A 24606-nucleotide genomic window follows, 5' to 3' on the forward strand; every position below is an offset into this window, starting at 1 on the left:
CAGAGGCGCGCCGGTTGTGTCAAAGCTCCATGACAACAGCAAGACCTCTGCGGGTCTTTTTTGAAAACACAACGATATCAATCGATTGAGGAGAAAAGCGATATGCCTATTCCGCCCGCTCGATGCGGATGACCTGCGGCTTGTCGGTCAGATGATCGTCCCTGGTGATGCCGTCGACAGCCTTGCGGACCGCCGCTTCCGTCGTCTCGTGGGTGACGAGAATCACTGTCTTCTGCAAGGCGGTATCCGGCCCGGCGGCGTGCTGCACGATCGATTCCAGCGAAATGTCGTTGTCGGCCATGCGCTTGGCGATGGCGGCAAAGACGCCGATGCGGTCATGCACGGTCAGCCGGATGAAATAGCCGCCCGCATGGCTGCGCATCTGCGCCTTCTTGTACGGCCGCAATTCCTTCGCCGGCAGGCCGAAGACCGGACCGTGCTGGAAGCCGGGCCGGCTCTTGGCGATGTCGGCAATGTCGCCGACCACCGCCGATGCGGTGGCGTTGCCGCCGGCACCGGGACCGGAGAGCAAAAGCTCGCCAAGGATATCGGTTTCGATGGCCACCGCATTGGTGACGCCGTGCACCTGCGCGATGACCGAGGCCGTCGGCACCATGGTCGGGTGCACGCGCTGTTCGATCCCGCTTTCCGTGCGCTGGGCGACGCCGAGCAGCTTTATCCGGTAGCCGAGATCACCGGCCGCGCGGATGTCGGCCTGGCTGATGTTGGAAATGCCTTCCATGTAGATGTCGTTGGCGGCAATCCTCGTGCCGAAGGCAAGGCTGGTCAGGATCGACAGTTTGTGCGCGGTATCGTGGCCCTCGATGTCGAAGGTCGGGTCGGCCTCGGCATAGCCCAGCCGCTGCGCATCTTTCAGGCAGTCGTCGAACGACAGGCCCTCGGCTTCCATGCGGGTCAGAATGTAGTTGCAGGTGCCGTTGAGGATGCCGAAGACGCGGGTCACCGAATTGCCGGCCATCGCCTCGCGCATCGTCTTGATGACCGGAATGCCGCCCGCCACCGCCGCCTCGTAATTAAGCAGAACGCCCTTCCTCTCGGCGATCTCGGCCAGCGCAACGCCATGCTTGGCGAGCAGCGCCTTGTTGGCGGTGACGACGTGGCGGCCGGATTCAAGCGCCGCTTTCACCGATGAATGCGGCGGCCCTTCGTCGCCGCCGATCAGTTCGACGAAGACATCGATCTCGGCGGTCTGCGCCATTCTTACCGGATCGTCGAACCACTTGGCCGCGCCGAGATCGACGCCGCGGTCGCGTTTGGGATCGCGGGCCGAAACGGCCGTCACGACGACCTCGCGGCCGCATTGCCGAGTCAGTTCCGCCGCCTTGTCGCGCAGAACGCGCGCCACCGACGCGCCGACAGTGCCGAGACCGGCGATTCCAACACGCAACGCTTCAGCCATGTCCGGCGACGCCCTTCAAGAATTTGGTCGATGTGGTATCAGGCAACTCAACGATGCGCGGCGAGCGGCACCACATTGTTGGGCTGTTTGGCGCTGGACGCCAGGAAGCGCTTGATGTTGCGCGCCGCCTGCCGGATCCGGTGCTCGTTCTCGACCAGCGCGATGCGCACATGGTCGTCGCCATGCTCGCCGAAGCCGACGCCCGGCGCCACCGCCACGTCGGCGTGCTCGATCAGAAGCTTGGAGAATTCGAGCGAGCCGAGATGCTTGAACGGCTCCGGGATCGGCGCCCAGGCAAACATCGACGCCGCCGGCGCCGGGACGACCCAGCCGGCGCGGCTGAAGGCGTCGACCATGACGTCGCGGCGCTTGTGGTAGATGTCGCGCACTTCGGCGATATCGGCGCCGTCGCCGTTCAGCGCATGCGCCGCCGCCACCTGGATCGGCGTGAAGGCGCCGTAGTCGAGATAGGATTTCACCCGCGTCAGCGCCGAGATCAGCCGCTCGTTGCCGACGGCAAAACCCATGCGCCAGCCGGGCATCGAAAAGGTCTTCGACATCGAGGTGAACTCGACCGCCACGTCGATCGCGCCCGGCACCTGCAGCACCGAGGGCGGCGGATTGCCGTCGAAATAGATTTCCGAATAGGCAAGGTCAGACAGGATGATGATGTCGTTCTTCTTGGCGAACGCCACCACCTCCTTGTAGAAATCGAGCGAGGCGACCTGCGCCGTCGGGTTCGACGGATAATTGAGGATCAACGCCAGCGGCTTCGGGATCGAATGGCGGATGCCGCGCTCCAGCGCCGGAATGAAGCCGTCGTCCGGTTCCACCTGCAACGAGCGGATGACGCCGCCAGACATGATGAAGCCGAAAGCGTGGATCGGATAGGTCGGATTTGGGCACAGGATCACGTCGCCGGGCGCGGTGATCGCCTGCGCCATATTGGCGAAGCCCTCCTTCGAGCCCAGCGTCGCCACCACTTGCGTGTCCGGGTCGAGTTTCACGCCGAAACGGCGGGCATAGTAATTGGCCTGGGCGCGGCGCAGGCCCGGAATGCCGCGCGACGATGAATAGCGGTGCGTGCGCGGGTCGCGCACGACCTCGCACAATTTGTCGACGATGGCCTTGGGCGTCGGCAGGTCCGGATTGCCCATGCCAAGGTCGATGATGTCGGCGCCGCGCGATCGGGCACTGGCCTTCAGCCGGTTGACCTGCTCGAAGACGTAGGGCGGAAGCCGGCGGACCTTGTGAAATTCTTCCATGTCGTTTCCAGTGGTGGGTTCAATTCCAGACGGTCAAAGTGGTTTTGGCAAAGGTGGTTGTCGGTCGCGCGATATAATCCTATTTGCAGGTAGGGTCGAGGGCGGGATCGCATTTGGCTTCGATCTGCTTCAGCGCATCGGCGCCGTGCTGCTTTGCCAATGTGTTCAGCGCCGCCGGGTTCGCGACCTTGACCGCGCCGCCCTTTGAGCCCTGCGCCTGTGCCTCCGCCTTCAACTGGGCGAGCTTGGCGTTCTTTTCCGCCTCGGTGAATTGCTCCGCCGCCGCCTGCGGCGGGATATTCAGGTTCGGATAGGTGCCGGTGTTCTTCGGCCCGTCGGTAGCAGCGACAGGCGTGGCGCCCTCGATGTTGGTGCTCGAACAGCCTGATATCGCCAAAAAGACGACCGCCGCGCCTGTGCGGCAAAAACGACCAGTGCCAGAAAAAACAGTTTTGCCAGTATCAGTCGTCATATTGTTTCCCGGGTAGCCAAAATAGAGCGCGTTGGACCCTGTTGGATGTGCCATGATACTATGTCAAGAAAACGCTTCGGGAGGAACCCCGCGAACCATGTCCAAAACACCCGATTCGGGCAAAGCGGAAGATGACCGGCCTTCGACCGTCGAGCAATATCTGGTCAAGGATCCGGAGCGCTTCGCCTTGAACATGGCGCGCATGATCGAGCAAGCCGGCAAGGCGGCTTCCGCATGGGCCGAGCCGCGCGAAAAAGGCGACGTGCGCGATCATGTCGCCGAGCCGGTCGTCGATATGGTGAAAACCTTCTCTAAGCTCAGCGAATACTGGCTTTCCGATCCGCAGCGCGCGCTGGAGGCGCAAACGCGGCTGTTCTCCGGCTACATGACCGTCTGGGCCAACTCCATCCAGCGCCTCAGCGACGGCGGCGAAGACGCCGAAGGCGCGTTCAAGCCCGAGCCCGGCGACAAGCGTTTCCAGGACCCGGAATGGGGCCGCAACGCTTTCTTCGATTTCCTCAAGCAGGCCTATCTCGTCACCTCGCGCTGGGCGAACGACCTGGTCGAACACGCCGATGGCCTGGACGAGCACACCCGCCACAAGGCCGGTTTCTACGTCAAGCAGGTGTCCAACGCCATTTCGCCGTCGAATTTCATCCTGACCAACCCGGAACTGTTTCGCGAGACCATCGCTTCGAATGGCGAAAACCTGGTGCGCGGCATGAAGATGCTGGCCGAGGACATCGCCGCCGGCAAGGGCGACCTGAAACTGAGGCAGGCCGATTATTCGTCCTTCGAGATCGGCAAGAACCTGGCCACGACACCCGGCAAGGTGGTGGGCCGCAGCGACGTCGCCGAGATCCTGCAATATGATCCGGCGACCGAAACCGTGCTCAAGCGGCCGCTGCTGATCTGCCCGCCATGGATCAACAAATTCTACATTCTCGATCTCAACCCGCAAAAATCCTTCATCCGCTGGGCGGTCGAGCAGGGCCACACCGTCTTCGTCATCTCCTGGATCAACCCGGACGAGCGGCACGGCACCAAGAGCTGGGAGGCCTATATCAGAGAGGGCCTGCAATACGGCCTGGACACGATCGAAAAGGCCACCGGCGAACAGGACGTCAACGCCGTCGGCTATTGCGTCGGCGGCACGTTGCTGGCAGCCGCCCTGGCGCTTTTGGCGCAGGAGGGCGACCACCGCATCAAATCGGCCACCTTCTTCACCACGCAGGTCGATTTCACCCATGCCGGCGACCTGAAAGTGTTCGTCGACGAGGAGCAGGTCGCGGCCGTCGAAAAGGCGATGAACGAGAAAGGCTATCTCGACGGCACCAAGATGGCGACCGCCTTCAACATGCTGCGCTCGGGCGACCTGATCTGGCCCTATGTCGTCAACAACTACATGCGCGGCAAGGATCCCCTGCCCTTCGACCTGCTCTACTGGAACGCCGATTCGACCCGCATGGCCGCAGCCAACCATTCCTTCTACCTGCGCAATTGCTATCTCGAGAACAGACTTTCGCAAGGCGAGATGGAACTGGCGGGCCGCGTCGTCTCGCTGAAGGATGTCACCATCCCGGTCTACAACCTCGCCTCCAAGGAAGACCATATCGCGCCGGCGCTTTCGGTGTTCCTCGGTTCGAAATATTTCGGCGGCGAGGTCGACTACGTCCTGGCCGGCTCCGGCCACATCGCCGGCGTCGTCAATCCGCCGGCGGCGCAGAAATATCACTTCTGGACCGGGAGCAAGCCAACCGGCGACTTCAACGAGTGGCTCGCCAAGGCCACCAACCATCCCGGCTCCTGGTGGTCGCACTGGCAACGCTGGATCGAGGCCAAGGACGACACCCGCGTGCCGGCCCGCAAACCCGGCAAGCACATGAAAACCCTGGGCGATGCGCCAGGCACCTATGTCAAGGTGCGTGTGTAACCTTCTGTAATGTGTGGTGAGTTGACGCGCCGGTAAAAGAGGGCGAAATGGTGTCGTCAACCCTTAAGCACTCCCGATTCTTCTCTAGCCGTCGAATTACTCTGGGGCTTGCGGATTTGACACAGGTCTCGTTTCCGCTCGGGGACAAGGGTTTATTGCGGCGAGACTTTTCGGTGCCGCCAATGAAGTACCGACCGGACATCGAGGGGGAATTTGGTTTTGAAATCAGCAGGATCGCGCCTCGCGAAGGGAGAAAGCCGCGCCATTGCGGCCGCGCTTTTCTCCGTGCTCCTGGCGTCCTGCACCTCGGCCGGCGACCCATCCCTGTCCGTCGGCATGCCCGGCTACAATGCCTCGGCACCAGACACGGCCTCCGGCAGCCAACAGGTCACCACTGATTCATCGTCGCAGATGACGACTTCACAAATGACGATGACCGCCAAGGGCGACGCAAGCCTTCCCGAGCAGGTCGCTCATGTGCCAGCGGCCAAGCCAGGGGCGCAGGCCCTCCAGGGAGGCACCAAATCGGATGCCGGCTTCCCCGTCCCGGCCAAAGCGGGCGCAGAGGCGGCTGCGGGCCAGACGCCGCAGCCACAGGCGGCGCAGACGGTTGAACAGGCCGACGCTGCTGCGCAGAAGACTGAAACCGCCGATGCCGGCACGGCCGCGCCGAAGTCAAAGGCCGAGGCCGCCGCGCCGGCGATGAACAACCCGGTCTATGTGACCGCCGCAGAGCCGCAGGCCTATGCGCCGAAGAAGAAGGGGTTCCTCGCCTCTTTGTTCAGCACGCCTGCCTCGGCAGCACCTGCCCCGCAGGCCAGCAACAGGTCGGGCGAGCAGCCGCCGGCGGCGCAGCCCAAGGCCGCTCAGCCCAAGGCGGCGGCAAAACCCGCCATCACCCTGGCCTCGGCCAAATCGGCTGAAAAGCCGGTGCAACTGGCTTCGCTCGGCGATACCAGCCGTTTCACCGATGACGCGCTGCCTGGCGTGCGCAAGACCGCGCTTTTCGAGATCAAGCGCAAATCCGGCCTCGACGACGACAGCGACGTCGATCTGAATGAGGATGAAGGCGACGCCTATCAGGTGGCATACGCTCCCGGTCTTGCCCGGCTGGCGCCCAACGGTCTTTTGAAGCAGACGGAGAATGTCGACGTTGCCTGCCTGAAACCTTCGCTGGTCCGCGTGCTGAAGACGATCGAGGGCCACTACGGCAAGAAGATGATCGTCACCTCCGGCTATCGTGATCCGTCCCGCAATCGCCGCGCCAACGGCGCCAAGAATTCGCTGCACATGTATTGCGCCGCTGCCGACATCCAGGTTCCAGGCGTCTCGAAAGCGCAACTGGCAAGCTACATCCGCAGCATGCCAGGGCGCGGCGGCGTCGGCACCTACTGCCATACCGAATCCGTCCACATCGACGTCGGTCCCGAGCGCGACTGGAACTGGCGCTGCCGCCGGCGGCGGTAACGGCTGGTTCTCCTCTCGTCTATGCAACGCCGCAGTGTGCTGTCTCAGCACGGCACGCGATGCTGCGTCGAACCGGGGGGAAATCGCCGAAAATGCGCGGTTTTGCGGTCACCGAAAAAAGTTGTCGCAGGTAGCGGCAGACGGGTTGCCGGTTTGGTGCAACGCAACTATAAGCGCTCACATCTGAGCGCGCCCATCGTCTAGCGGTCAGGACACCGCCCTTTCACGGCGGTAACAGGGGTTCGATTCCCCTTGGGCGTACCAGCCATTTTCAAGCACTTAGCTTATACCCATCCGATTTTGTGTAACTTTTGTGCGATATATGCGCTTGGACGGTGATTCTGCGCCGCGCCAAATTTGACGTTCGGGCGAACGGTGTCATGTTGCCCCATAAGGTATCCGCGAACCGCAGAGGTCCGGTCAATCCTCAAGGGAGCCGATGTGAGCATTCCAGATGGGACCATCAAACTCGATACGGAGGGCAACTACGGCATCCTCGTTTCGATCTTTTCGCATTCGGAAACACAGCGACATTACATTGGCTCCAAGGGGAAATGTCGTTTCTGCGGGCAGACTGATCCGAAGAAATTCAAAAAGGAAGCTCATACGTTTCCTCACTTCTTCGGAAGCAACAAGATCTTCAGCCGCGATGAATGCGATGAATGCAACGCAAGATTCAGCCAGAATGAGGGAGCGCTGGCGGAGCGGGTTAAGCCCTTCCTGACGTTAGGAGGCGTCAAAGGCAAGAGTGGAAGATCCCCTCAGACCGGGCGATCCGCGGGCACCGCTGTTATTCGTGAGAGCCCCGGAAGCCCGCGCTCGGTGAGCGTTCGCATAACAGACGGCCACCCGGGCGAATATGTATCCATCAATCCGAGTAGCCGGAACGTGAAATTCAAGATTCCGGTGCCGCCAGAGAGATATGTGCCACTGTTAGCATACAAAGCGCTGGCGAAGATGGGCGTAGCAATCCTACCCCAGGAACATCTAGAACACTTTGAAAAGCTGAAGGCCTGGCTCGCTGGAAAGGATGAATCGGCGCTGCCGAAAAGCTTTGAGGTAGTCACTTCCTATGCGAATGTGATGAATCCGGCACCGATCGTTCAAGGCGCAGTCTTAAGGCGATTGAACGACGAGAGGCGTCTTCCAGAGTACGTTTTCGCTTTCGTCGCTGGAGCAATGTGCTTTCAGATAACTCTTGAAACTGACGACGAGCACAACTCCGGGAGTTGTTCGCCCCTTCAGTGTGTTCGGCATTAATTGGAAAATTATCTTAGGCGACAGTGTCGGCAGGCCTAAGATAAAGATCGATTTTCACCATCAGAATTCAGAGGACTGGTCTTCGCCCAAACTCGAAAACCGGACTCTCCAATCCATTGATCTCGACGTACAGTTTGCCGGAGCATTTCCTGCTCCCAAGTAGCTCGGTCAAAGACGCCGCTTACAGCCGTAGAGCCATGCGCGTCGCCCCAAGTGTGTGGGCGGTGCGCAGCCGCCCTTGACAGCGCAGTTCCTTAGTGACCACACCACTGGATCAATTTCGGCCTGACTCAGGGCAATCATGACTGAACCGAAACACGTCTTCGTCTCATATTCTTGGGACAACGAAGATCATAAGGTCTGGGTGAGAACGCTCGCCGAGCGATTGGTATCGAATGGCGTCCACGCCTACCTCGATGACTGGGATGTCCAGTACGGCGAAAGCCTTACGCAATACATGGAAGAAAAGCTCTCGACTGCAGATTTTGTGTTCATCATCTGCACCCCCCAGTACGCCGCCAAGTCAACGGCGAGGAAGGGCGGAGTCGGGTTCGAAGCGCAGATCATTTCTTCTCACGTCGCTGCATCTATTGCACGATCGAAATTCGTACTAATCATTCGGAACGGCAATCTATCACCAGGCGACCCGAATTGTGCGGTGCCTCCGCATTTTATGGGAATCAGGGCGATCGATATGCGCCTTGATGCTCAGTTTGACCCAATGTTCGAGAACCTGCTGCGACACGTGTACGGAAAGCCGGGGCTGACGCGACCAACCCTGGGAAATCCGCCCCCGTTCGTACTAGGGCACATCGAAAGCTTGGCGATAATTGACCTTGTACGACTTGCCGATTTCGAAATCGAACATTGGGAGTTGCAGAGTGGGGTGGTTCGCAACGAGTTGCATCCCGAGACTTTCCAGATACCCAGCGAGGCAACGCGCAGATCGCTAGTTGTAGGTGATGTCGTCAAGCTGATGTTTGAATACGTCTATCCGGAGGATTTTGACGAAAGAGAGGTTGCGGGTGGTGGTGAACGCATGTGGGTAGAAATTGTTGGTTTGAATGGCCCTTACTTTATCGGGCGATTGCGCAACCAGCCTTTCTGTGTCGTCGATTGGCATGATCTAGATTATGATAGCCAAGTGGTTTTCCTTCCAGAGCACGTCATTGACTTTGATAAGGGAGGTAAAGATTCCGCCGCCGTGATAGCTGCGCAGGAGAAAGCAGCTGGCAAGAAATCGGGCAAAAAGAATACCGGGATCGAGCGTCGTCGGTCACATGCTCATCGCGGAAGGCAGGGTTGAACGCGGCCTTTAGCACCGTGAGCACCCTGTTGGCGGTGCTCTTGCGCTGGCGCTTCGCCTTGTCGTCCATCTCGCCGGTGACAAACTGCCGGCAAAGTCGCATACCACCACGCGGCGACCAGTTCTCGTCCAGGTTTTCACGATCCGCTCAAGGCTCTGCAGGTCCCGTCCTCGACAACAGCACCAATCCTGGTGCTAAATGTCTGCTAATGGTCCGTCCCGCCAATAACCGGAAATGGCGCGACCAAGACCGGTTCTGGCAACTGGGCCAAACGGTGTGAAAGCCACGTGCGCTGTGAGTAGGACATCAATTCGTGCCAGTCGTTTTGCGGTCATTGTCCTATTCTCAACACCACTTTGCGCCCGTCGGAAAGGGTTCCCGTTCCTGTGCCAACCGGGGGTTGTCTGCGGGTCAGCGAGAACACGAATCGGGTTGAGAGTTGCCCGCAAACCATCGTTCCTTCTCCACGCGAGAAGGTAAGATTGGCAGTGGTCGTGCCTCGGCATTCGACCCCAGTGTTGGTCTGTCCGCGAATAGTACCGCGCCGTGTAATACTGTTGACGAAAGCCGTCCCGGAAAAGGAGAGCGTCCCATCAACAGTCTGACCGGAGACTGGTGCGGTGATGGTGAGCAGATTTTGCGCCTGCGCGTAGCCGGCAGCGTCTGCGACACCACAGGCAATCAACATTGTCGCCAAGATTCCCCGGAAAGTACGGTGCATATGGACGGTTCCTTTGAGACCGCTCCTGCGAGGCTAAAGCAAATCCGCCTTCAAATCCGCAAATGCCGTTCAAAGAAATTGCAGACTGCTGCAGCGCCTTGCGAGCGTTCGGCATTAGGCATGAACGGTAGTGGTTTTCTCCCCTTTCACGGCGGTAACAGGGGTTCGATTCCCCTTGGGCGTACCAGACAAAATCAAGCAGGCTCCCCCCATCCCGCCACGTCGAATCTAGCTCGAATAACTGTCACTGAACGCTGGCGGACTCCCAACTATTTCCATTCAAACCTGTCGGTCGGCTCAAGGCTGAATTGAAACGTTTGGCGAAGGGCCGCCAGAGCCGCTGTTTTCCCGTTCAGGTAGGCATCGAAGAACGACACCGCTGCGTCTTGTACAACGCGCGTGTAGCGGGTCTCCTCCTCGGGGCCGTGGGCGTGTGGTCCGTGCTTCAGGCCGGAAAACGCATTGTGGCCAGCACCGTCGAGAACCAGCAGATATTGATGAGGGATGGTCAGCGCTTCGTAAGGAAGGGTCCGCTGTATCGGATCGAATTCCTTGTTGCCGGGCACCGCATTGCCATCTTTCGTCCCCGTGATGTGAAACAGCGGGATACTGATATCGCGGTAAAGGGCGGCCAAGTCGCCGCCCTGGATGGGTATGTTCGGGCTCATGACCAGGCCAGCGCGAATTGTTGGCTCCTTGAACGACCACTGCCCGCCCGGACCCATTCTCTGCCCTGCTGCAACCATCGTCGAGACGCCTCCATAAGAGTGTCCGGCCATGCCGATGCGTGTCAAATCCAGGCGGCCGGCGAGCCGCCCCTCGCCGTTCATGCGCGCTAGCTCGCGCAGGGCAAAGGGCACGTCCTGAAATCGCGCGCGCGCCGCATTGGCGTCCCACATGGCTTCACGAAGAAGGCGGTAGACTTCCGCAAGAGAGTTAGCCTGTTGCCAGATCGAACTGTCCGTCCCGGTATGCTGCAGGTGCGCCGCCACGTAGCCGCTTTGCGCCAGGCGCCGCCCGAGGTAAGGCATCGCCTCGCGCGATCCGCCAATGCCATGCGACACAAGGATCACCGGGGAAGCGCCAGAGAGGGGGGCTGGGGCATAAAGCCGGTACGGCACGGAACGGCTGCGCGATTCGTCGCGGAAAGCGCCATCAATGACAGTATATCCCGAAGGTGAATCGTCCACGCTTTCGTTCATCCGCCAGCCTCTCAGGAATGTATGCTCGAAAACCTCTATTGTTCGCCCGGTTCCTTGACCCGCTGGGCCGAAAGCATTAAGGCAATTACAGGTGGAATCCACATCCAAGACATCTATTGCCCGCTAGGTTCCTGCTATGGTGGTGTTTGAAACTAGCGCTCACTATTACCGCTTCTTTGCCAACGAGTCTCGTCGTGGCGGCTCCCCCCTCTATGAAAAGCTGTCGCTCGGGATTGCGGACAATGTCGCGCTGCAGCGCCTGGCGGCAGGGCGCAGGAAGGGCCAGCCGGCGGCGAACCTTGTCTTCGGCGCGGTACAGTATCTCCTGCTTGGCGGCGTCGATCATCCTCTCAAGGATTATTATCCGAGTCTGGGCGGAACGCGGCCGGCCGACGATCGCGCATTCGAACTTTTCGCCGCTTTTTGCGGTGCCCACGAAGCCGAGCTCGTCGACATCATCGCCAAGCGCGCCACCAACACCAACGAGGCTGGCCGCAGCGCGCTGCTGCTGCCCGCATTCGATCTGGTTGCGCGCGAGGCCGCCGCTCCGCTTGGTCTCGTCGAGATCGGATCCAGCGCCGGCCTGAACCTGAACTTCGACAGCTATGGATATCGGTATACGGACGGGAAAGGCGCTCCGAAGCTGGAGCGGTGGACCGATGCGGATTTTGTCCTTTCCTGCATCCTTGAAGGGCCTGGCGTGCCTGTTTTGGGGACGTTCCCGCCCCCCGTTGCATCGAGGATCGGCCTCGAACTTTATCCGACCGATGTTCGGGATGAAAATGAACGCCGGTGGCTCAAGGCGCTTGTCTGGCCCGAGCGCATTGACCGGCTTACAAAACTGGATGGCGCCTTGAAGGTCGCCGCCGCGCATCCGCCCCGGATCAAAGGCGGCGACGCCGTGTTGAACCTGAGCTCTGCACTGGCGGAGATTCCGCCTTATCAAGCCCGCTGCGTGTATCACACGATAATGGGCTATCAGCTTTCCGGCGATCAACACCGACGCATAAACGATATCCTGTTGGAGGCGAGCAAGACGGCGCCGGTCTGGCGCGTCACCGTGGAAGGCGAGGTCGCACACCCCAACCCCACTGAGACGTTCAATCCTCTCAAGGTCAGCAGATACTTCAATGGCGAGCGCAGGGTAAAAACGCTCGCGGTCTGCGATCCGCATGGGCTATCGATGGAGTGGAAAGGTTAGCAGGTCGACGGTTTATCCGGCCATTCCTGTCCTTGACAGATGCAAACGCGATGCGCTTTACTCTAAGGTGTCCACATCATCGGCGATAGACAAACGGTCGCGCGGCAGGGGCACACGCAACTGGTTGCGATTGGATAAGGCCTTGGCAAAGTCCGGTTTGAGCGTCAGCGCCTCGTCAAAGCTGGCGAGTGCTTCATCAATGCGCCCCAACGCCCGCAGCGTCACCCCCCGATTGTTCATTGCCTGCACGAAATCGGGTTTCACCCCGATGGCTTTCTCGTAGCACGCGAGAGCCTCGTCATACCGTTTCAGGCCGCGCAAGGCATGCCCCCTGTTGTTGTACGCAGCTGCGGCTTTCGGATTGATCTCAGTGGCGCGAGCCAGGTAGGTGTCCGCTGCCTGATACCGACCGGCCTGAAGACATAGAACGCCCAACAGATAATTAGCGTCGTAATGCCGGGGACTTGCTGCCAGTACCTGCAGATAAATCCTCTGGGCATCCAAAAATTGCTTGCTCCGATGGCATTGCAGCGCACGCGCAAATTGCTCCTCAATACGCCTAGCCGCCACAAGCTCGTCCAGAAGCCGGCGCGCCTCCAGATTGCTCAGTTCAGTTTCGAGCACCTGCCTGCAGCCGCGCTCGGCCAGATGGAACTTCCCCTCCTGACGCAGCTTTCGCACCGACGAAATCACCGAGGGAAGGCTTCTTCGATCCAGCCTGTTTCCGCGGCTGTTGGTGGAGTCGATCCGGACACCCTCTACAAGCCGCTCCTTCGATCCGAAACTGTACTTGTACGAAAAATCTCCAGTGCCAAGGTCGTAAGTCCTGAGGCCGTTTTGAATTGCCCAACGGATGCTGTAGGCGTGAAGCACCAAGCCCGGTGGAGGCTTCCGAAATGCGAGATTGCGGCTGACGAGGAAACAGACGAGTGAACGCTTCGACCTGTCGATAAACGTAATGTGCACTCCTAATGGAGTATCGCCTTTCCATAATACGGGCGAGAACAGCACACCCGCCTTGTGGCACTCAAGTAACATATGGCGGCAGTTGGCAATAACACCCTGAGCATAGACGCGGCTTTTGGCCTCCCACTGCGCAAGCCAAAGTTGATAGAAAACCTCCAGGTCGCTTTGGATCGTCTCGAAGTCTGCCAAACCTATCCGGTATTCTCCGCGATTTTCGACCTGACGAAGAAAATGGCGGACATCACGACGGGTTTTCGGGCCAAGGTTGCCGTCCAGGAATTCATCCCAATCGGCTGGCAAATCGACATACATGTAGATGTCATGATTTATGTTCTCGCCTGTTCGGGTGGTATGGCGACGTCGTTCAATCTTTTCTTTCACAAACTCGTTGTCGGAAAAGCTTCCAAGCAGCATTTGACGGCGCCTGGCCGATATCGAAATGTCGTCGCAGTGTAACGTTCTCCAATTCAGCGCCTGCAGGCGACCGGCGAACGACGAAATGACTTGCTCTTCGAATTCGGGAACGCAGATGAAGCCCGTATAGGTGGCGAAATACGAGCCGGCCATCCTTATGCTGCTATAAAACCCCGCCTGCTCATCAAGCCCGGTGACGAGTTGCAAAGGGAAGAAGGCGACATACTCGTTCGACCCGGTAGACCGCGCGGCCAAAATCACCCAATTTGGGCGTCGCAGCCAATTCGACATCCATGGCCACGACAGGAAGAAGTTCGCCTCCGGATCGGAGTCATATATCCGGTCCCAATTCTCTCTCAGCGGCTCCAACGCTTCGAATTTGTCGACCATATCGATTTGCATGCGCTGACCATCACTGAAGTGCCTTATCGAGCGTTGCGGTTATCTTTGCCGCTTTCTCTGACGCCTGAGACTGTGCGTCAAAACATGTCCCACCAGTTCTTCATACTTGATCCCATGCAGGGCGGCCGAACGATAGACCGCCGAGGCCGGCGCCATGTTGCAGGCGATGTTCACTTCGATGAAAACGGTCCGCCGCGTGTCGGGATCATAACGGAAGTCGAAGCGGGCATAATCGAATGGCGACATCTCGGCCACCATTCGTGCGGTTGCCTCCGAAACCTCTTCAGCTCCCGGTCCGTCGTAAGGAGCGGACTTGTAGGAACTGTTGAGCCCTCGCTTTGCTTCATTGGTCAGAACATTGTCGCCAGGGCGGCCGCGCTCCTCGAAGACCGCCAATGAACCCGGGGGGAAGCCCTCGACAATTGGAACCGTCAGATTGAGGCCCGGCACAAACTCTTCTGCAATGAATTCACGGCCGCCGTGACGCGGATCCGAGATGGTTGTCAGCGCATCCCGCCAATCCGCTTCATTCTCGACCTTTACAATTGCGTCGGAAGCGATACCCCCTCGCGGCTTGACAATCCACGAACCGGGCAGGCTGAACTTGTCATTGCTGACCTCACCGGGCTGCATGATCCTGTGCTTGGCGACATCGAGCCCCAGCGAAGCAGCCAGTTGCTTGGCCAATACCTTGTCTTCCGAGACCGCCCGGCTTGACGCCGATGCGCCGAGACACGGGACGCCACGATAGGCCGCGATTGCCGGCGCCAGGAGCTCGTGACCATCGAATATCGCATGCGAGTGAATGGCATAGAGGAAATCGAAGTCGAGAGGCCCGAACAGCACCTCGTGCTCGCTCGCCGGCGTGACCCTGAAACCCAGCCCGCGCAGCGTTTCGAGCATGATGGCATGGTAGACGACGTGGTAGCCGTACTTGGCCCTGCGCTCCGGGCTGGAGTCGAGGGCATGACGCGCCAAAAACAGCACATGGGTTTGCGCCAGCTCTTCCGGCGATGGGGTCAACAGGTATTCCAACGTCGGCATTTATGAGCCTGATGTGTTCAAAACGCTTTTCCATGCTTGCATCATGGCTTGAGCCGGTCAAGCAGAACCACGGGCAATATATTGGGTGGCGTTGAAGGTCGAAATGGTACAGATCCAGACTGGGATGCTGGCCGCACTGCCCGGTGAAGAAACGCAGGAGCAGTTCGGGGCTCCCGGCTGTCCTTTGACGGGAGTCAAAGCCCCAGCTCGAATTTAGAAGCCTGCTTGCTTCCGAGAAAATTCTCCAAGGCCTGGATAGCGTCTATCGTATGCTGGGCATTGTCTATGCGAGCCCACCTATTTTTCTCTGCATTGGTCCTGATGGCTCCTCGGTACGCATAAAAAGGAAGAGAAGATTCATCCAGTTTTTCTCTATACTGCAAGGATGCGATGTTTTTCAACGAGAGCATAATAGCGTCAAGGTATCGCCCTGCCCTCACCTCATCCCGTGTCCGCTGCGCCATCTCGAATGCATAAGCCAGCCCCTCGGTATAAACTCCGTCCGAGGACGCGTGCGGAAGGCCGTACTGAGGGGTTGCTGGATTGAAGAATCGTCCAATCCTGTACGACCGGTCCTGAAGTTCAAGCAATTTGTCGTTCAGAGTAAACACCGCCTCGGCGAATTTATCGGCTTTCGTCAACTCATATAGATGCCGATAGGCGATGGTGTGCCAAGGCACGTATGCCGGGTAATAATTATCTGCGATATTGCGGACATATTCCTCTAAATAGAATTCTGCACTGCGCGCCGCTTCGTCGAAATAACGGGTTAATCCAGTCCGGGTATAATATTCGAGCAAAGCAACCAGCGCTTCCCCTGAGTAAAATGTTAAAAGGTATTTTGCGTCGAAGGAATAATTCGGCTCCTTTAGCCAAGGGCGAAAGGACCCGTCTGCATTCTGGAGCGCAAGGATGCCCTCCGCGGCTGCACTGGCCTTTGACTGGAACTGTCCAAAATGAGGGCTTGCCGCGAATGTGCGAAGCAGCATCGCATTTGCCCCGAGCTTTGACTTGCCATCATATTCAATATAACCAATACCACCCTCCTCCCGATACCATGTATTCATGATGAATGACAAATTCCGGCGATGAACAGGGCGAAGCGAGAGATTTCCTACGCTCATTTCCGCCAACGTGCGCGATGACATAAGCTGTCTTAGTTCATTGTTTTTTTCCGATCTCTCGCCCGTATACGGATTGATACTGTAGGTAAACAGGCCCTTTTTTCCAATATTGCGGATTATCCAGGCTTCCGCCAAGTCTCGGATCCTTGCCATCTCCTCCGGCAGCGACACGTCCGTCCGTCGTTCGGGAGACCGTTCGGCGCGATGAAAGTTCGTCTTCGGCATGAGGCGTTTGGAGGTTTGAATCCGTTGGGCGGACATGGTTTCGCCGAGATTGATCGAGTTTTTGGCTGCTCTTCAAGCGTCGACTGTAATGGCAGGGTCTATGCGGTGGCAACGGCCTCGGCTGTAGGGCCGGGCTCCAAATGAGCGTAGAGAGCCGTGAAGATCCTGGTTTGTCGCTGCATTGAAGGGCCGGTCTGCGACGAAGCCCGGCGCGGAGGAGTGAAGATAGCTTCGCGGCCGATAGTCAGCCTCGCGCCGGCCCTCCAGTTCAGTATCCCAAACGGAAGGTGAGCGCCTTTAGACGCTCACCTTCGCGATTATCGAGCGAATATCTGGTGGGTCGTTAGCCGCCGCTGCCGCCGCCACCGCCACTGCCGCCGCTACCACCGCTGCCGCCGCTACCACCGCTGCCGCCGTCGCCGCCGCTACCACCGCTGCCGCCGCTGCCGCCGCTGCCGCCGCTGCCGCCGCTGCCGCCGCTGCCGCCACTGCCGCCGCCATCGCCGCCGCCGCCGCCGCCGCCGCCGCCATTGCCGCCGTCGCCGTCACCATCGCCGTCGCCGTCGCCGTCACCATCGCCGTCACCATCGCCGTCGCCGTCACCGTCGCCGTCGCCGTCGCCGTCGCCGCCATTGCCGCCATTGCCGCCGCCGCTGCCGCCGCCATTGCCGCCGTCACCATCGCCGCCATCGTTCAAGGCGGCGGTGATAAGGGCCGTGGTAACCGGCGGGCACATGTCGATTTGCGCGGCAGAAAGAATGCTGGTGCGGTTGGCTGCAATACAGCAAAGCGCGAAATTGGCTTCAGTGAGAGGTTGGCACTGTGCAGCCGCAAGCCGAGGACGTTGACTCTGCTGTGCGGTTGCCGGTGTGATCATTGCCACCGTGAAGGCAGCGGATGAAAGGAGCAGTATTCTTAGAATCGTGCTTGAGACGTCAGGGTACAGGTGCATTTTCTTCCTCCTTGAGGGAAAAAAAGGCGCTCCCGTCCCCTTTGGTTGCGCGAAGAGTCAATATTACCGACCATCGGTAACACTTTGTTAAGTATGGCAAACAATTTGTTCCTGCGCAATCGCGATCCTCAGGATTGATTTACCAACCCCCATAAGGATTATGACGACCCACCAAAAGGGGACACTCAGTGATTCGTTCAGCGGCGCTTCTCGCGGCGGCCATTTTGTTGGCCGGCTGCAGCAATCAAACAACTGGAACAGCAACGAAGATGGCCACGCAAGGCTACGCCTTTGCACCGGCCGCCTTCTACAAATTCTGCGCCAGCGATCCGGCGCTGTGCAGCACCCGCGGCAAGGTCAAAGCGGTCGAACTCACGCCGAGGCTGGAAGCGGAACTTGCGAGCGTGAACAAGTCGGTCAATCGCCGCATCAAGGAGAGAGGCGACAGAGACTCCGCAGGCCGAGCCGACGTTTGGGGCTTGCCGACCGGCGAAGGCGATTGCGAGGATTTCGCCATCCTCAAGAAAGCCGAGTTGTTGAAACGCGGGTGGCCCGCATCCGCCCTGTTGCTGACCGTTGCGACGCTTGGCGGCGCTGGTCATACGGTCCTGACGGTGCGGACGAACCAGGGCGATCTGGTGCTGGATAACAGAACGGGCGCAATCAGGAATTGGTCACGGACGTCTTACCGTTATTTTGCTCGGCAGTCCCAGTCCGAAAACGGCAAGTGGACGCGGATAAGAACCTGACACCCGTGCCTTGATCGCCCCGCGTCGATTTCGCCCCGCCGATTTCCTGGGGGCGCAAACCGGATCTATCTTCGATCTGGCGTTCTCAGCCCGACGGTTGGCCGCGACCGTCACCGGCTCTGCGCGATAATGCGTCCAGGCAGAGGTCACGGCGGCCCGGACCCGATCGCTGCCTATGTCAACCTCGATGCGCGGCGTCACAGGACAAGCAATTCAATGCGGAAAGGAATTGCGTTCGACGACCCGCCAAATATCCTTGTTGATTGCGCTGATCGCCTGGATGGAGGCGCTGATCCTCTTCATCTCGGAATCGTCGAGTTCTTCGATCTTCCCATATTTGATTGCATCCTTGCTGTCGAAGATGCGCATTAGTTGCGTGCTCGCATGCGTTCCCGTTTCGTCGAACGAATAGATGCAGTGGCTGTATTTGTTGCGCAGCTTTCCCTGCCGGGTAAGCTGACTGGCGATCTCCAGAACCTGGCGTCGGCATTCAACCGGTGTTCCGGCCATCTTCGCCAACCGCTCGACCAACTCGATCCGTGCACGCGTGGTGTTCAGCGTCAGGAAAATGACGATCGCAGTCTCCTTGTCTACTTTCGCCAGACCGGCAATCAGGTAAATCAGCAAGCTTTCCGTGTTGGTCCATGTGTAGTTCAATTGACCAACAAGCAGTAAAATCTCCTGGAAGCGCGGCATCGACCTGCTCACGTGAGAGTTGAGATCACCGGGCGATCCGCACCTGGAACCATTCCAGCGGCCGCAACCCGTCGGGCATGAAAAAGGGCTGCGGCTTCAGTCCTGTTGTGGGCGCCCAGCTTGTTGATGATGTTGTGCATGTGAATTTTGACGGTGTGTTCGGAAAGGCGAAGTGCGGCGGCTATGGTTTTATTCTGCAGTCCCTGCGACGCCATTTCCAGGATCTGACTCTCCCGACATGTCAGTTGGCCAGACTCCTCGAGTGCGGCTTGCCGTTTGATGGCGGGCTTCGACTCCTTCGCCTCGCTATGGGGCATGCCGTTGTTCAGGTACGACTGAAACATGGCTAAGGGAAAATATTCGCCTCCGCGCAGCATGAGCCTGATCACGGAAAGCCACACATCCAGCTTCAGGTTCATGGGAAGCACGCCGCGCACCACTCGCGACGCAAAGACCTCATCGGGGAAAAGCCGCCTCCTGCCGTCGTCCTGCATCACAGCGGTCATGGCTGCCGGGTGGAAGCGGGCCAGCTGGGCGGAACAGGAATCGATCTCGCTCAGAAATACCGCATCGATCAGGATGAGGGAAACCGAAGGATCGAAGGCAGTCCAGGTGGCGGAAAGGTCGCGAACGCGCTCAGCCCCGATCCACGGGAATTCCCTTTCGACGGCATGCACCAGGCTATCGGAGATCGTGTCGTCAGGGGCGATGAACAGCAAGGTTCGTCGGGCCCAGGATTCCCGATCGGCGGAATCAGCTCGACCTCGTCCGCTCGCCTCCACCCCATCCACCCCATTCATGGCCCACCTGTCTACTAACAAGCACTAAAGGCCGGGAACCCCTAACCCGGACGACACGTTAACGACTTCCTAACTCAAAAATAGGCGAAAAAATATAGTCCTGACGAGCTAGGCAATTGCTGGGACACCGCGACGCGGCGCGCAACTGTCCGCCATTCACGATTGCTGCCGACCTGGTTTTCCGCCCAGGATTTAACCCTTGATGGCGAACAGATCGTCCCAAACGGGCTAGCTCCAACTATCAGCTTACAATTTACGGCTGACGGTCACAGACTTCCAATGTTCCGTATTGGGAGTTTGGGGAACATCCAGAGATTCACGAGAGCAGCGAGCGACCGCACCGTTGGGCGGCGCAGGCGGTAACTCGTGCGCAATCTGGCTGCCTCGCTCCCCGTCAAAGGGAGGTGACGCCATACAAACAGACGATGACCGGATCTCCGGCCTTAGTCCCCTAGGCGCAGGCGATCCAAAACCAACCACATGAAACTTAACGGCCGCGGGCAGCCAAGACCACGTCAGATTGAATGTGGTTCGGTTGTCGCGGCCTCTTACCGAGAAAACTTAACGGCCGCGAGCAGCCCAAGACCACGTCAGATTGAATGTGGTTCGGTTGTCGCGGCCTCTAACCGAGGGAACGACAATGACTACTCGCAACAGCAATAACTCCAACACCGGTTGGCAGTTCATCGGCGATGTCTCCGATGACGACACCGTAATCGATATCGGAGATGGCGATGCCAAGAGCGACGCCAGCGCCGACGCCAAGAGCGACGCCAGCGCCGACGCCAAAGCCGATGCCAAATCCGACGCTGACGCCAAGAGCGACGCTGACGCCACCGGTGTCGGCGTCGGCGTAGGTGTGGGTGTCGGAGCTGGCATCGGCATTGGCGACGCTACGGCCAATTCGACCAGCAACAACACCAACAATAACGGCAATAACAACAGCAATTCGAGCAGCAACAGCAACAGCAACAGCAGCAACAACAGCAACACCAACACCAACACCAACAACGTTAACACCAATGTTAACGCCAGTGTTAGCGCCAGCGCGTCGTCGGACGGAAAGTCGGACGACGATTTCATTGACCTCGACGACGTGAATGTTGGCCTCGGCGGCGTCATGATGTTCAGCCGCGACGGCGACATCAGCTTCGATCCGGGCGATGACGTCAGCTTCTCGGACGTCCTGAACGGCGCGTTTGCCGGGGCTGGCAATGGCCACAGCGCCACGATCATCAACCAGACCGGCGACATGAAGGACAACGACTATCTCGGCAGCGCGACGGTCAAGAATGACGGCTACTTCGGCAACAAGGGCGACGCCAAGGGTGGTTATGCCAAGTCCGAGGAAGGCATTGATGCCGGCGGCGACGGCGGCCATGCCGGCGATTCGGTCGCTTTGGGTGGCTTCGGCGCCAAGGGCGGCGATGCCGATACCGGCAGCGCCAAGGGCGGCGATGCCAAGGGCGGCGGTGTGGCCGTTAGCGTGCCGATTGTCGTCGGCTCCGCTGACGCCAAGTCCGACGGCGGCAACGCTGATGGCGGCGACGCCGTGCCGATCGCGGTTAGCGGCGACGCCAAGGGCGGCGACGCGACCGGCGTGGCTGTCGGCGCAGGCCTAGGCGGCGACGGCAAGGGCGGCTACGGCGACAGTGGCGAAGCCTTTGGCGGCGACAGCGGCGACGCCAAGGGCGGCGACGGCGGCGACGGCGTCGGGCTCGGTCTGGGCCTCGGCCTGGGCGTCGGCGTCGGCGGCGACTCCAAGGCCGACGGCGGCGATGCCGACGCCAAGGGCGGCGACGCTGGCGCGCTTGGCTTTGCCGACGCCAAGGGCGGCGACGGCGGCGACGGCGGCAATGGCGGACGCGGCGGCGACTCGACCGCGATACCTGTCGCCCTGGCACTGATGGACGATGCCGAAGCTGGCAGCGACAACGGTGCCTCTTGGGGTGGGAACAAAAGCGATGACAACGTCGCCGTAGCTATCCCGATCGCCGCGAATGGCGACACCGATGCCGGTAACACCGGTGGCGGCGGCGGCGGCGGCGGCGGTGGCGGTGGCGGCGGCGCGGTTGCCGGCAACTTCGCCGATGTCGATGGCGGCGCTGCAAGCTCGACTGGCGGCGGCGCAAACTCGACCGGCGGCGCTGGCTCAGGCACTGGCACTGGCGCTGGCACTGGCTCTGGCGTCGGCGGCGCCGGCGGCGGCGCGACCAGCGGCGCGGGTGGGGCTGGCACGAGCGGCGACGCAACCGGCGGTGCCGGCAGCGGCGGTGCCGGCAGCGGCCTGGCGAGCAACGTCAACACCGGTGGCGCAGCCACCAGCGGTGCGGCCACGGCCGGCGATGCGACTGGCGGCGATGCAACTGGCGGCGCTTCGACGGCGACCGGTGGAACGGGCGCGGTTGCTCTCAGCGGCGCTTGGGCTGACGGAGCGGACGGTGGCTATGCCTGGAGCGGCGACGCCACGGGCGGCGCTGGCGGCAACGGCGGCGCAGCGACTGCGACCGGCGGCGCGGCTGGCGACGGCGGCGGCGGCGGCAGCTGGGGGTCGAATATCGGCCACGACCAGCACATTGAAGCCATAAGCCAGGCCAACGCCAATGGCACCATCGACATGAACGGCTTCAACCAGCAGATCGTGATGGGCGCCAACCTGCAAGGCCACTCGGTCGACATGACAGTAGTGGGCGGCAACCTCACCAGCTCGCTGGTTGGCGAAGACGACGCGACATAACTGGCATGGCCGGTTTCGCCGCGGCGAGACCTGCAAAAAAGGGACTGCGCGGAGGAAAACCCCGCGCAGTCTTCCCAACCAGAGAAGAGAAGCGCGACCCGGCAAGGGCGCGGATGATCTCGAAAACCGGAGGAAACTTCCGTGTATATGGACAAGATCACCGAGGCGATCAGCCACTTTGTGGGACTCTTTGAAATCACACTGGAGCAAGCCCGTCTCAGGAAAGCCTATGACGAATTCAAGGCGGCCCAGGCGGTCGAGGAAGAAACGCCGGAGCTTGCCAGTCAAACGGTCAACGTCGACGCAGGATACGATCTGGAGGATTTCGTTCCCTCCATCGAGTATTCGCCAGTTGCACCCAAACTTGTCCTGACGACACCCTGGTCGGATTTCCAATTCGCTCCTCCAGACATCCCTGCGATCCCGCAGCCGGACGTCGCCTATCCAGGTTTTCTGTTCCACCCGGACGCGCCGCCGATGGGGAGTGCGCCTTCACGCCTGATCCTGCCCCATATCGAGCCCCCTGGCTCGGTGGCGGTCCTTATCAATCAGGAGCTTCGGCTCTCCGATAACGACTATGTAGGCGCTGGCGGACATGGCCTGAAATTCTCTCCCGCAGCAGCGGACCATGCTGCCGAAATGGCGACCTCGCTGGGCGCGGCGGCGGATCTGTCGCCGATCGACGATCTGGAAATGCCGGGTTCGTCCGAGGAGATAGTGGCTGTCATCAAGACAGCCGGCGAACGGCTCAACGGCTATGCGGAGGAAACGGATGGCGAAGCCGATGTTTTCGTCGTCAAGGCTGACGTCATCGAAGGCACTTACGTCAATGGGCAGTCCGTGGACGAAGCGCCCAAGCTCGACGATCACCTCCCGGAGAAGCACCGTCGAGCCGATGAGGAAGAGGACGAGGAAGAAGAGGCCGAGCAACCCTCCTACACGCCTGGGTCCGGCAGCATCGACATCGATGTTTCAGTCGAGTTGGAAGCCGGCGGCAATCTCCTCGTCAACAGCGTCGCGATGGCCAACAATTGGCTGCAGTCGCCGGTTTGCGCGGTGATGGGCGACCATGTCGAGCTCAACGCGATCATTCAGATCAATGTCGCGTGCGACAGCGACCTCGTCAGTTCCTCCATCAACGGTTGGGGCCTGAACGCCACCGATCCGACCCAAGGCTTCAATATCGCGATGTTCAAGCGCATCGATCCGTCGGCGGAAGCTGCGGCGTCGCAGGCCAAGCAGGGTGACTTTCCCAAGCACTGGGTTGTCACCGAGGTCGAAGGCGACCTGCTCATCATGAACTGGATCCAGCAATACACCTTCATGATGGACAATGACGTTTCCGTCCTGTCGTCATCGGGAGTCAAGACGCTGGTGACAGCCGGCGCCAACACGGCGGCCAACGACATTTCGCTGGACGAACTGGGCTTCAATTACGACCTGATCGTCGTCGGCGGAAACATTTACGACGCCAACATCATCCATCAGTTGAACGTGCTGCTGGACAACGACCTGATCGGCGCGGTCGATGGTTTCCAGACAACCGGCGAAGGCGCGGCCTCCACCAGCGACAATCTGCTTTGGAACCAGGCCAACATCGTCAATTACGGCGCCGGCGATCGCTTCGAGGCGATGTCTGAAGCTTATCGCAAGGCGTGTGAAAGCCTGCAGAACGGCAACGGTGACCTTTCCGACATACTGAACGATGGCGCATTCGCGGGCATCGGGGCGATTCGGGTGCTCTACATCTCCGGCGACATCCTCAATCTACAATACATCAAACAGACCACCATTCTTGGTGACAGCGATCAGGTGGCCCTGGCCATGAATGCGCTGGCGCATCCGGAGGCGGACTGGACAATTTCGACAGGAACCAACTCGCTGGTCAATTATGCCTACATTGCCGACGTGGATTCCACCGGCAAGACCTATGTAGGCGGCGGCATCTATTCGGACGAGATCCTCATCCAGGCGGAGCTGATTTCCACCGGCCCCGATCTTGGCGGCCAGAATCCCGACGTGCTGGTGAATGAAGCGGTCGCTTTCCTCGATGACGATATGCTGGCGCCGGAAGGCTCTCAAAACGTGGCGTATCCCTCGCTCGTGCCTGAGACCTATTCCGATCCGATGCAAAGCGTTCTCGCGTGATTTTCGAACCGGGGTGGCAGCAATGACCGAAGATCGCGATCAAACCGGGCGCGCTTTCGTCCAAGAACCAGAATGGGATCGGCCGGATGACGGCGGCGAAG

Annotated in this window: 19 protein-coding genes and 1 tRNA gene; 9 read left to right on the forward strand and 11 right to left on the reverse strand. The window is 59.8% G+C overall.

Going from position 1 to position 24606, the window contains the following annotated elements; all coding sequences use genetic code 11:
- Positions 1 to 106 precede the first annotated feature (106 nt).
- The 3 genes from AC0L28_RS09315 to AC0L28_RS09325 form a co-directional block, all read right to left on the reverse strand.
- The gene (locus tag AC0L28_RS09315) at positions 107 to 1420 is read right to left on the reverse strand and encodes a homoserine dehydrogenase (RefSeq protein ID WP_473476954.1); all 1314 of its coding nucleotides are present in this window, start codon (positions 1418 to 1420) and stop codon (positions 107 to 109) included.
- Between the two features lie 47 nt (positions 1421 to 1467).
- Positions 1468 to 2685: an LL-diaminopimelate aminotransferase gene (locus tag AC0L28_RS09320; protein ID WP_077383891.1), complete on the reverse strand. Its 1218-nt coding sequence runs from the start codon at positions 2683 to 2685 to the stop codon at positions 1468 to 1470.
- 79 nt (positions 2686 to 2764) lie between these two features.
- Positions 2765 to 3157 carry a hypothetical protein gene (locus tag AC0L28_RS09325; RefSeq protein WP_473476956.1) on the reverse strand — a complete coding sequence of 131 codons (393 nt, stop codon included), beginning with the start codon at positions 3155 to 3157 and terminating at the stop codon, positions 2765 to 2767.
- A gap of 97 nt (positions 3158 to 3254) precedes the next feature.
- On the opposite strand from AC0L28_RS09325, the gene AC0L28_RS09330 reads away from it, so the two are divergent.
- The 5 genes from AC0L28_RS09330 (at position 3255) to AC0L28_RS09350 (ending at position 9123) form a co-directional block, all read left to right on the forward strand.
- Positions 3255 to 5090 (forward strand): PHA/PHB synthase family protein, encoded by a 1836-nt coding sequence (locus tag AC0L28_RS09330; RefSeq protein ID WP_473476958.1) that lies wholly within the window; start codon positions 3255 to 3257, stop codon positions 5088 to 5090.
- 213 nt (positions 5091 to 5303) lie between these two features.
- Entirely contained in the window at positions 5304 to 6557 is a 1254-nt protein-coding gene (locus AC0L28_RS09335; RefSeq protein ID WP_473476960.1) for a YcbK family protein, read from the forward strand.
- A 189-nt stretch (positions 6558 to 6746) separates the two neighbouring features.
- Positions 6747 to 6821, forward strand: a tRNA-Glu gene (locus AC0L28_RS09340).
- Positions 6822 to 6998: 177 nt separating this feature from the next.
- Positions 6999 to 7817 carry a hypothetical protein gene (locus tag AC0L28_RS09345; protein ID WP_473476962.1) on the forward strand — a complete coding sequence of 273 codons (819 nt, stop codon included), beginning with the start codon at positions 6999 to 7001 and terminating at the stop codon, positions 7815 to 7817.
- A gap of 301 nt (positions 7818 to 8118) precedes the next feature.
- Complete coding sequence (locus tag AC0L28_RS09350) at positions 8119 to 9123, forward strand: toll/interleukin-1 receptor domain-containing protein (RefSeq protein ID WP_473476963.1); 1005 nt, start codon at positions 8119 to 8121, stop codon at positions 9121 to 9123.
- Between the two features lie 332 nt (positions 9124 to 9455).
- Here the strand turns inward: AC0L28_RS09350 and AC0L28_RS09355 are convergent, their stop codons facing one another.
- Both AC0L28_RS09355 and AC0L28_RS09360 read right to left on the reverse strand, forming a co-directional pair.
- Positions 9456 to 9845: a hypothetical protein gene (locus AC0L28_RS09355; protein ID WP_473476965.1), complete on the reverse strand. Its 390-nt coding sequence runs from the start codon at positions 9843 to 9845 to the stop codon at positions 9456 to 9458.
- Positions 9846 to 10114: 269 nt separating this feature from the next.
- Positions 10115 to 11047, reverse strand: coding sequence for an alpha/beta hydrolase family protein (locus AC0L28_RS09360; RefSeq protein WP_473476968.1), 933 nt, complete (start codon positions 11045 to 11047; stop codon positions 10115 to 10117).
- Between the two features lie 136 nt (positions 11048 to 11183).
- Here AC0L28_RS09360 and AC0L28_RS09365 point away from each other — a divergent pair, with 136 nt between their 5' ends.
- Positions 11184 to 12248 carry a DUF2332 domain-containing protein gene (locus tag AC0L28_RS09365; protein WP_287228507.1) on the forward strand — a complete coding sequence of 355 codons (1065 nt, stop codon included), beginning with the start codon at positions 11184 to 11186 and terminating at the stop codon, positions 12246 to 12248.
- A gap of 57 nt (positions 12249 to 12305) precedes the next feature.
- Here the strand turns inward: AC0L28_RS09365 and AC0L28_RS09370 are convergent, their stop codons facing one another.
- The 4 genes from AC0L28_RS09370 to AC0L28_RS09385 form a co-directional block, all read right to left on the reverse strand.
- Positions 12306 to 14030 (reverse strand): GNAT family N-acetyltransferase, encoded by a 1725-nt coding sequence (locus AC0L28_RS09370; protein WP_473476971.1) that lies wholly within the window; start codon positions 14028 to 14030, stop codon positions 12306 to 12308.
- 39 nt (positions 14031 to 14069) lie between these two features.
- The gene (locus AC0L28_RS09375; protein ID WP_027156252.1) at positions 14070 to 15074 is read right to left on the reverse strand and encodes a D-alanine--D-alanine ligase family protein; all 1005 of its coding nucleotides are present in this window, start codon (positions 15072 to 15074) and stop codon (positions 14070 to 14072) included.
- 194 nt (positions 15075 to 15268) lie between these two features.
- Positions 15269 to 16333 carry a glycoside hydrolase family 88 protein gene (locus tag AC0L28_RS09380; RefSeq protein ID WP_287228502.1) on the reverse strand — a complete coding sequence of 355 codons (1065 nt, stop codon included), beginning with the start codon at positions 16331 to 16333 and terminating at the stop codon, positions 15269 to 15271.
- A 387-nt stretch (positions 16334 to 16720) separates the two neighbouring features.
- Positions 16721 to 17104, reverse strand: a complete 384-nt coding sequence (locus AC0L28_RS09385; RefSeq protein WP_473476975.1) for a hypothetical protein — start codon at positions 17102 to 17104, stop codon at positions 16721 to 16723.
- A 492-nt stretch (positions 17105 to 17596) separates the two neighbouring features.
- On the opposite strand from AC0L28_RS09385, the gene AC0L28_RS09390 reads away from it, so the two are divergent.
- Positions 17597 to 18124 carry a transglutaminase-like cysteine peptidase gene (locus AC0L28_RS09390; RefSeq protein ID WP_245277906.1) on the forward strand — a complete coding sequence of 176 codons (528 nt, stop codon included), beginning with the start codon at positions 17597 to 17599 and terminating at the stop codon, positions 18122 to 18124.
- A 213-nt stretch (positions 18125 to 18337) separates the two neighbouring features.
- Here AC0L28_RS09390 and AC0L28_RS09395 read toward each other — a convergent pair whose 3' ends face one another.
- Entirely contained in the window at positions 18338 to 18820 is a 483-nt protein-coding gene (locus AC0L28_RS09395; RefSeq protein ID WP_023804220.1) for a hypothetical protein, read from the reverse strand.
- Positions 18821 to 18828: 8 nt separating this feature from the next.
- Complete coding sequence (locus tag AC0L28_RS09400) at positions 18829 to 19539, reverse strand: helix-turn-helix transcriptional regulator (protein WP_023804219.1); 711 nt, start codon at positions 19537 to 19539, stop codon at positions 18829 to 18831.
- Between the two features lie 721 nt (positions 19540 to 20260).
- On the opposite strand from AC0L28_RS09400, the gene AC0L28_RS09405 reads away from it, so the two are divergent.
- Both AC0L28_RS09405 and AC0L28_RS09410 read left to right on the forward strand, forming a co-directional pair.
- The gene (locus tag AC0L28_RS09405; protein ID WP_473476977.1) at positions 20261 to 22357 is read left to right on the forward strand and encodes a hypothetical protein; all 2097 of its coding nucleotides are present in this window, start codon (positions 20261 to 20263) and stop codon (positions 22355 to 22357) included.
- A gap of 147 nt (positions 22358 to 22504) precedes the next feature.
- Positions 22505 to 24505 (forward strand): type I secretion protein, encoded by a 2001-nt coding sequence (locus AC0L28_RS09410; RefSeq protein WP_473477083.1) that lies wholly within the window; start codon positions 22505 to 22507, stop codon positions 24503 to 24505.
- Positions 24506 to 24606 lie beyond the last annotated feature (101 nt).

This window comes from Mesorhizobium sp. WSM4847 (assembly GCF_055811335.1).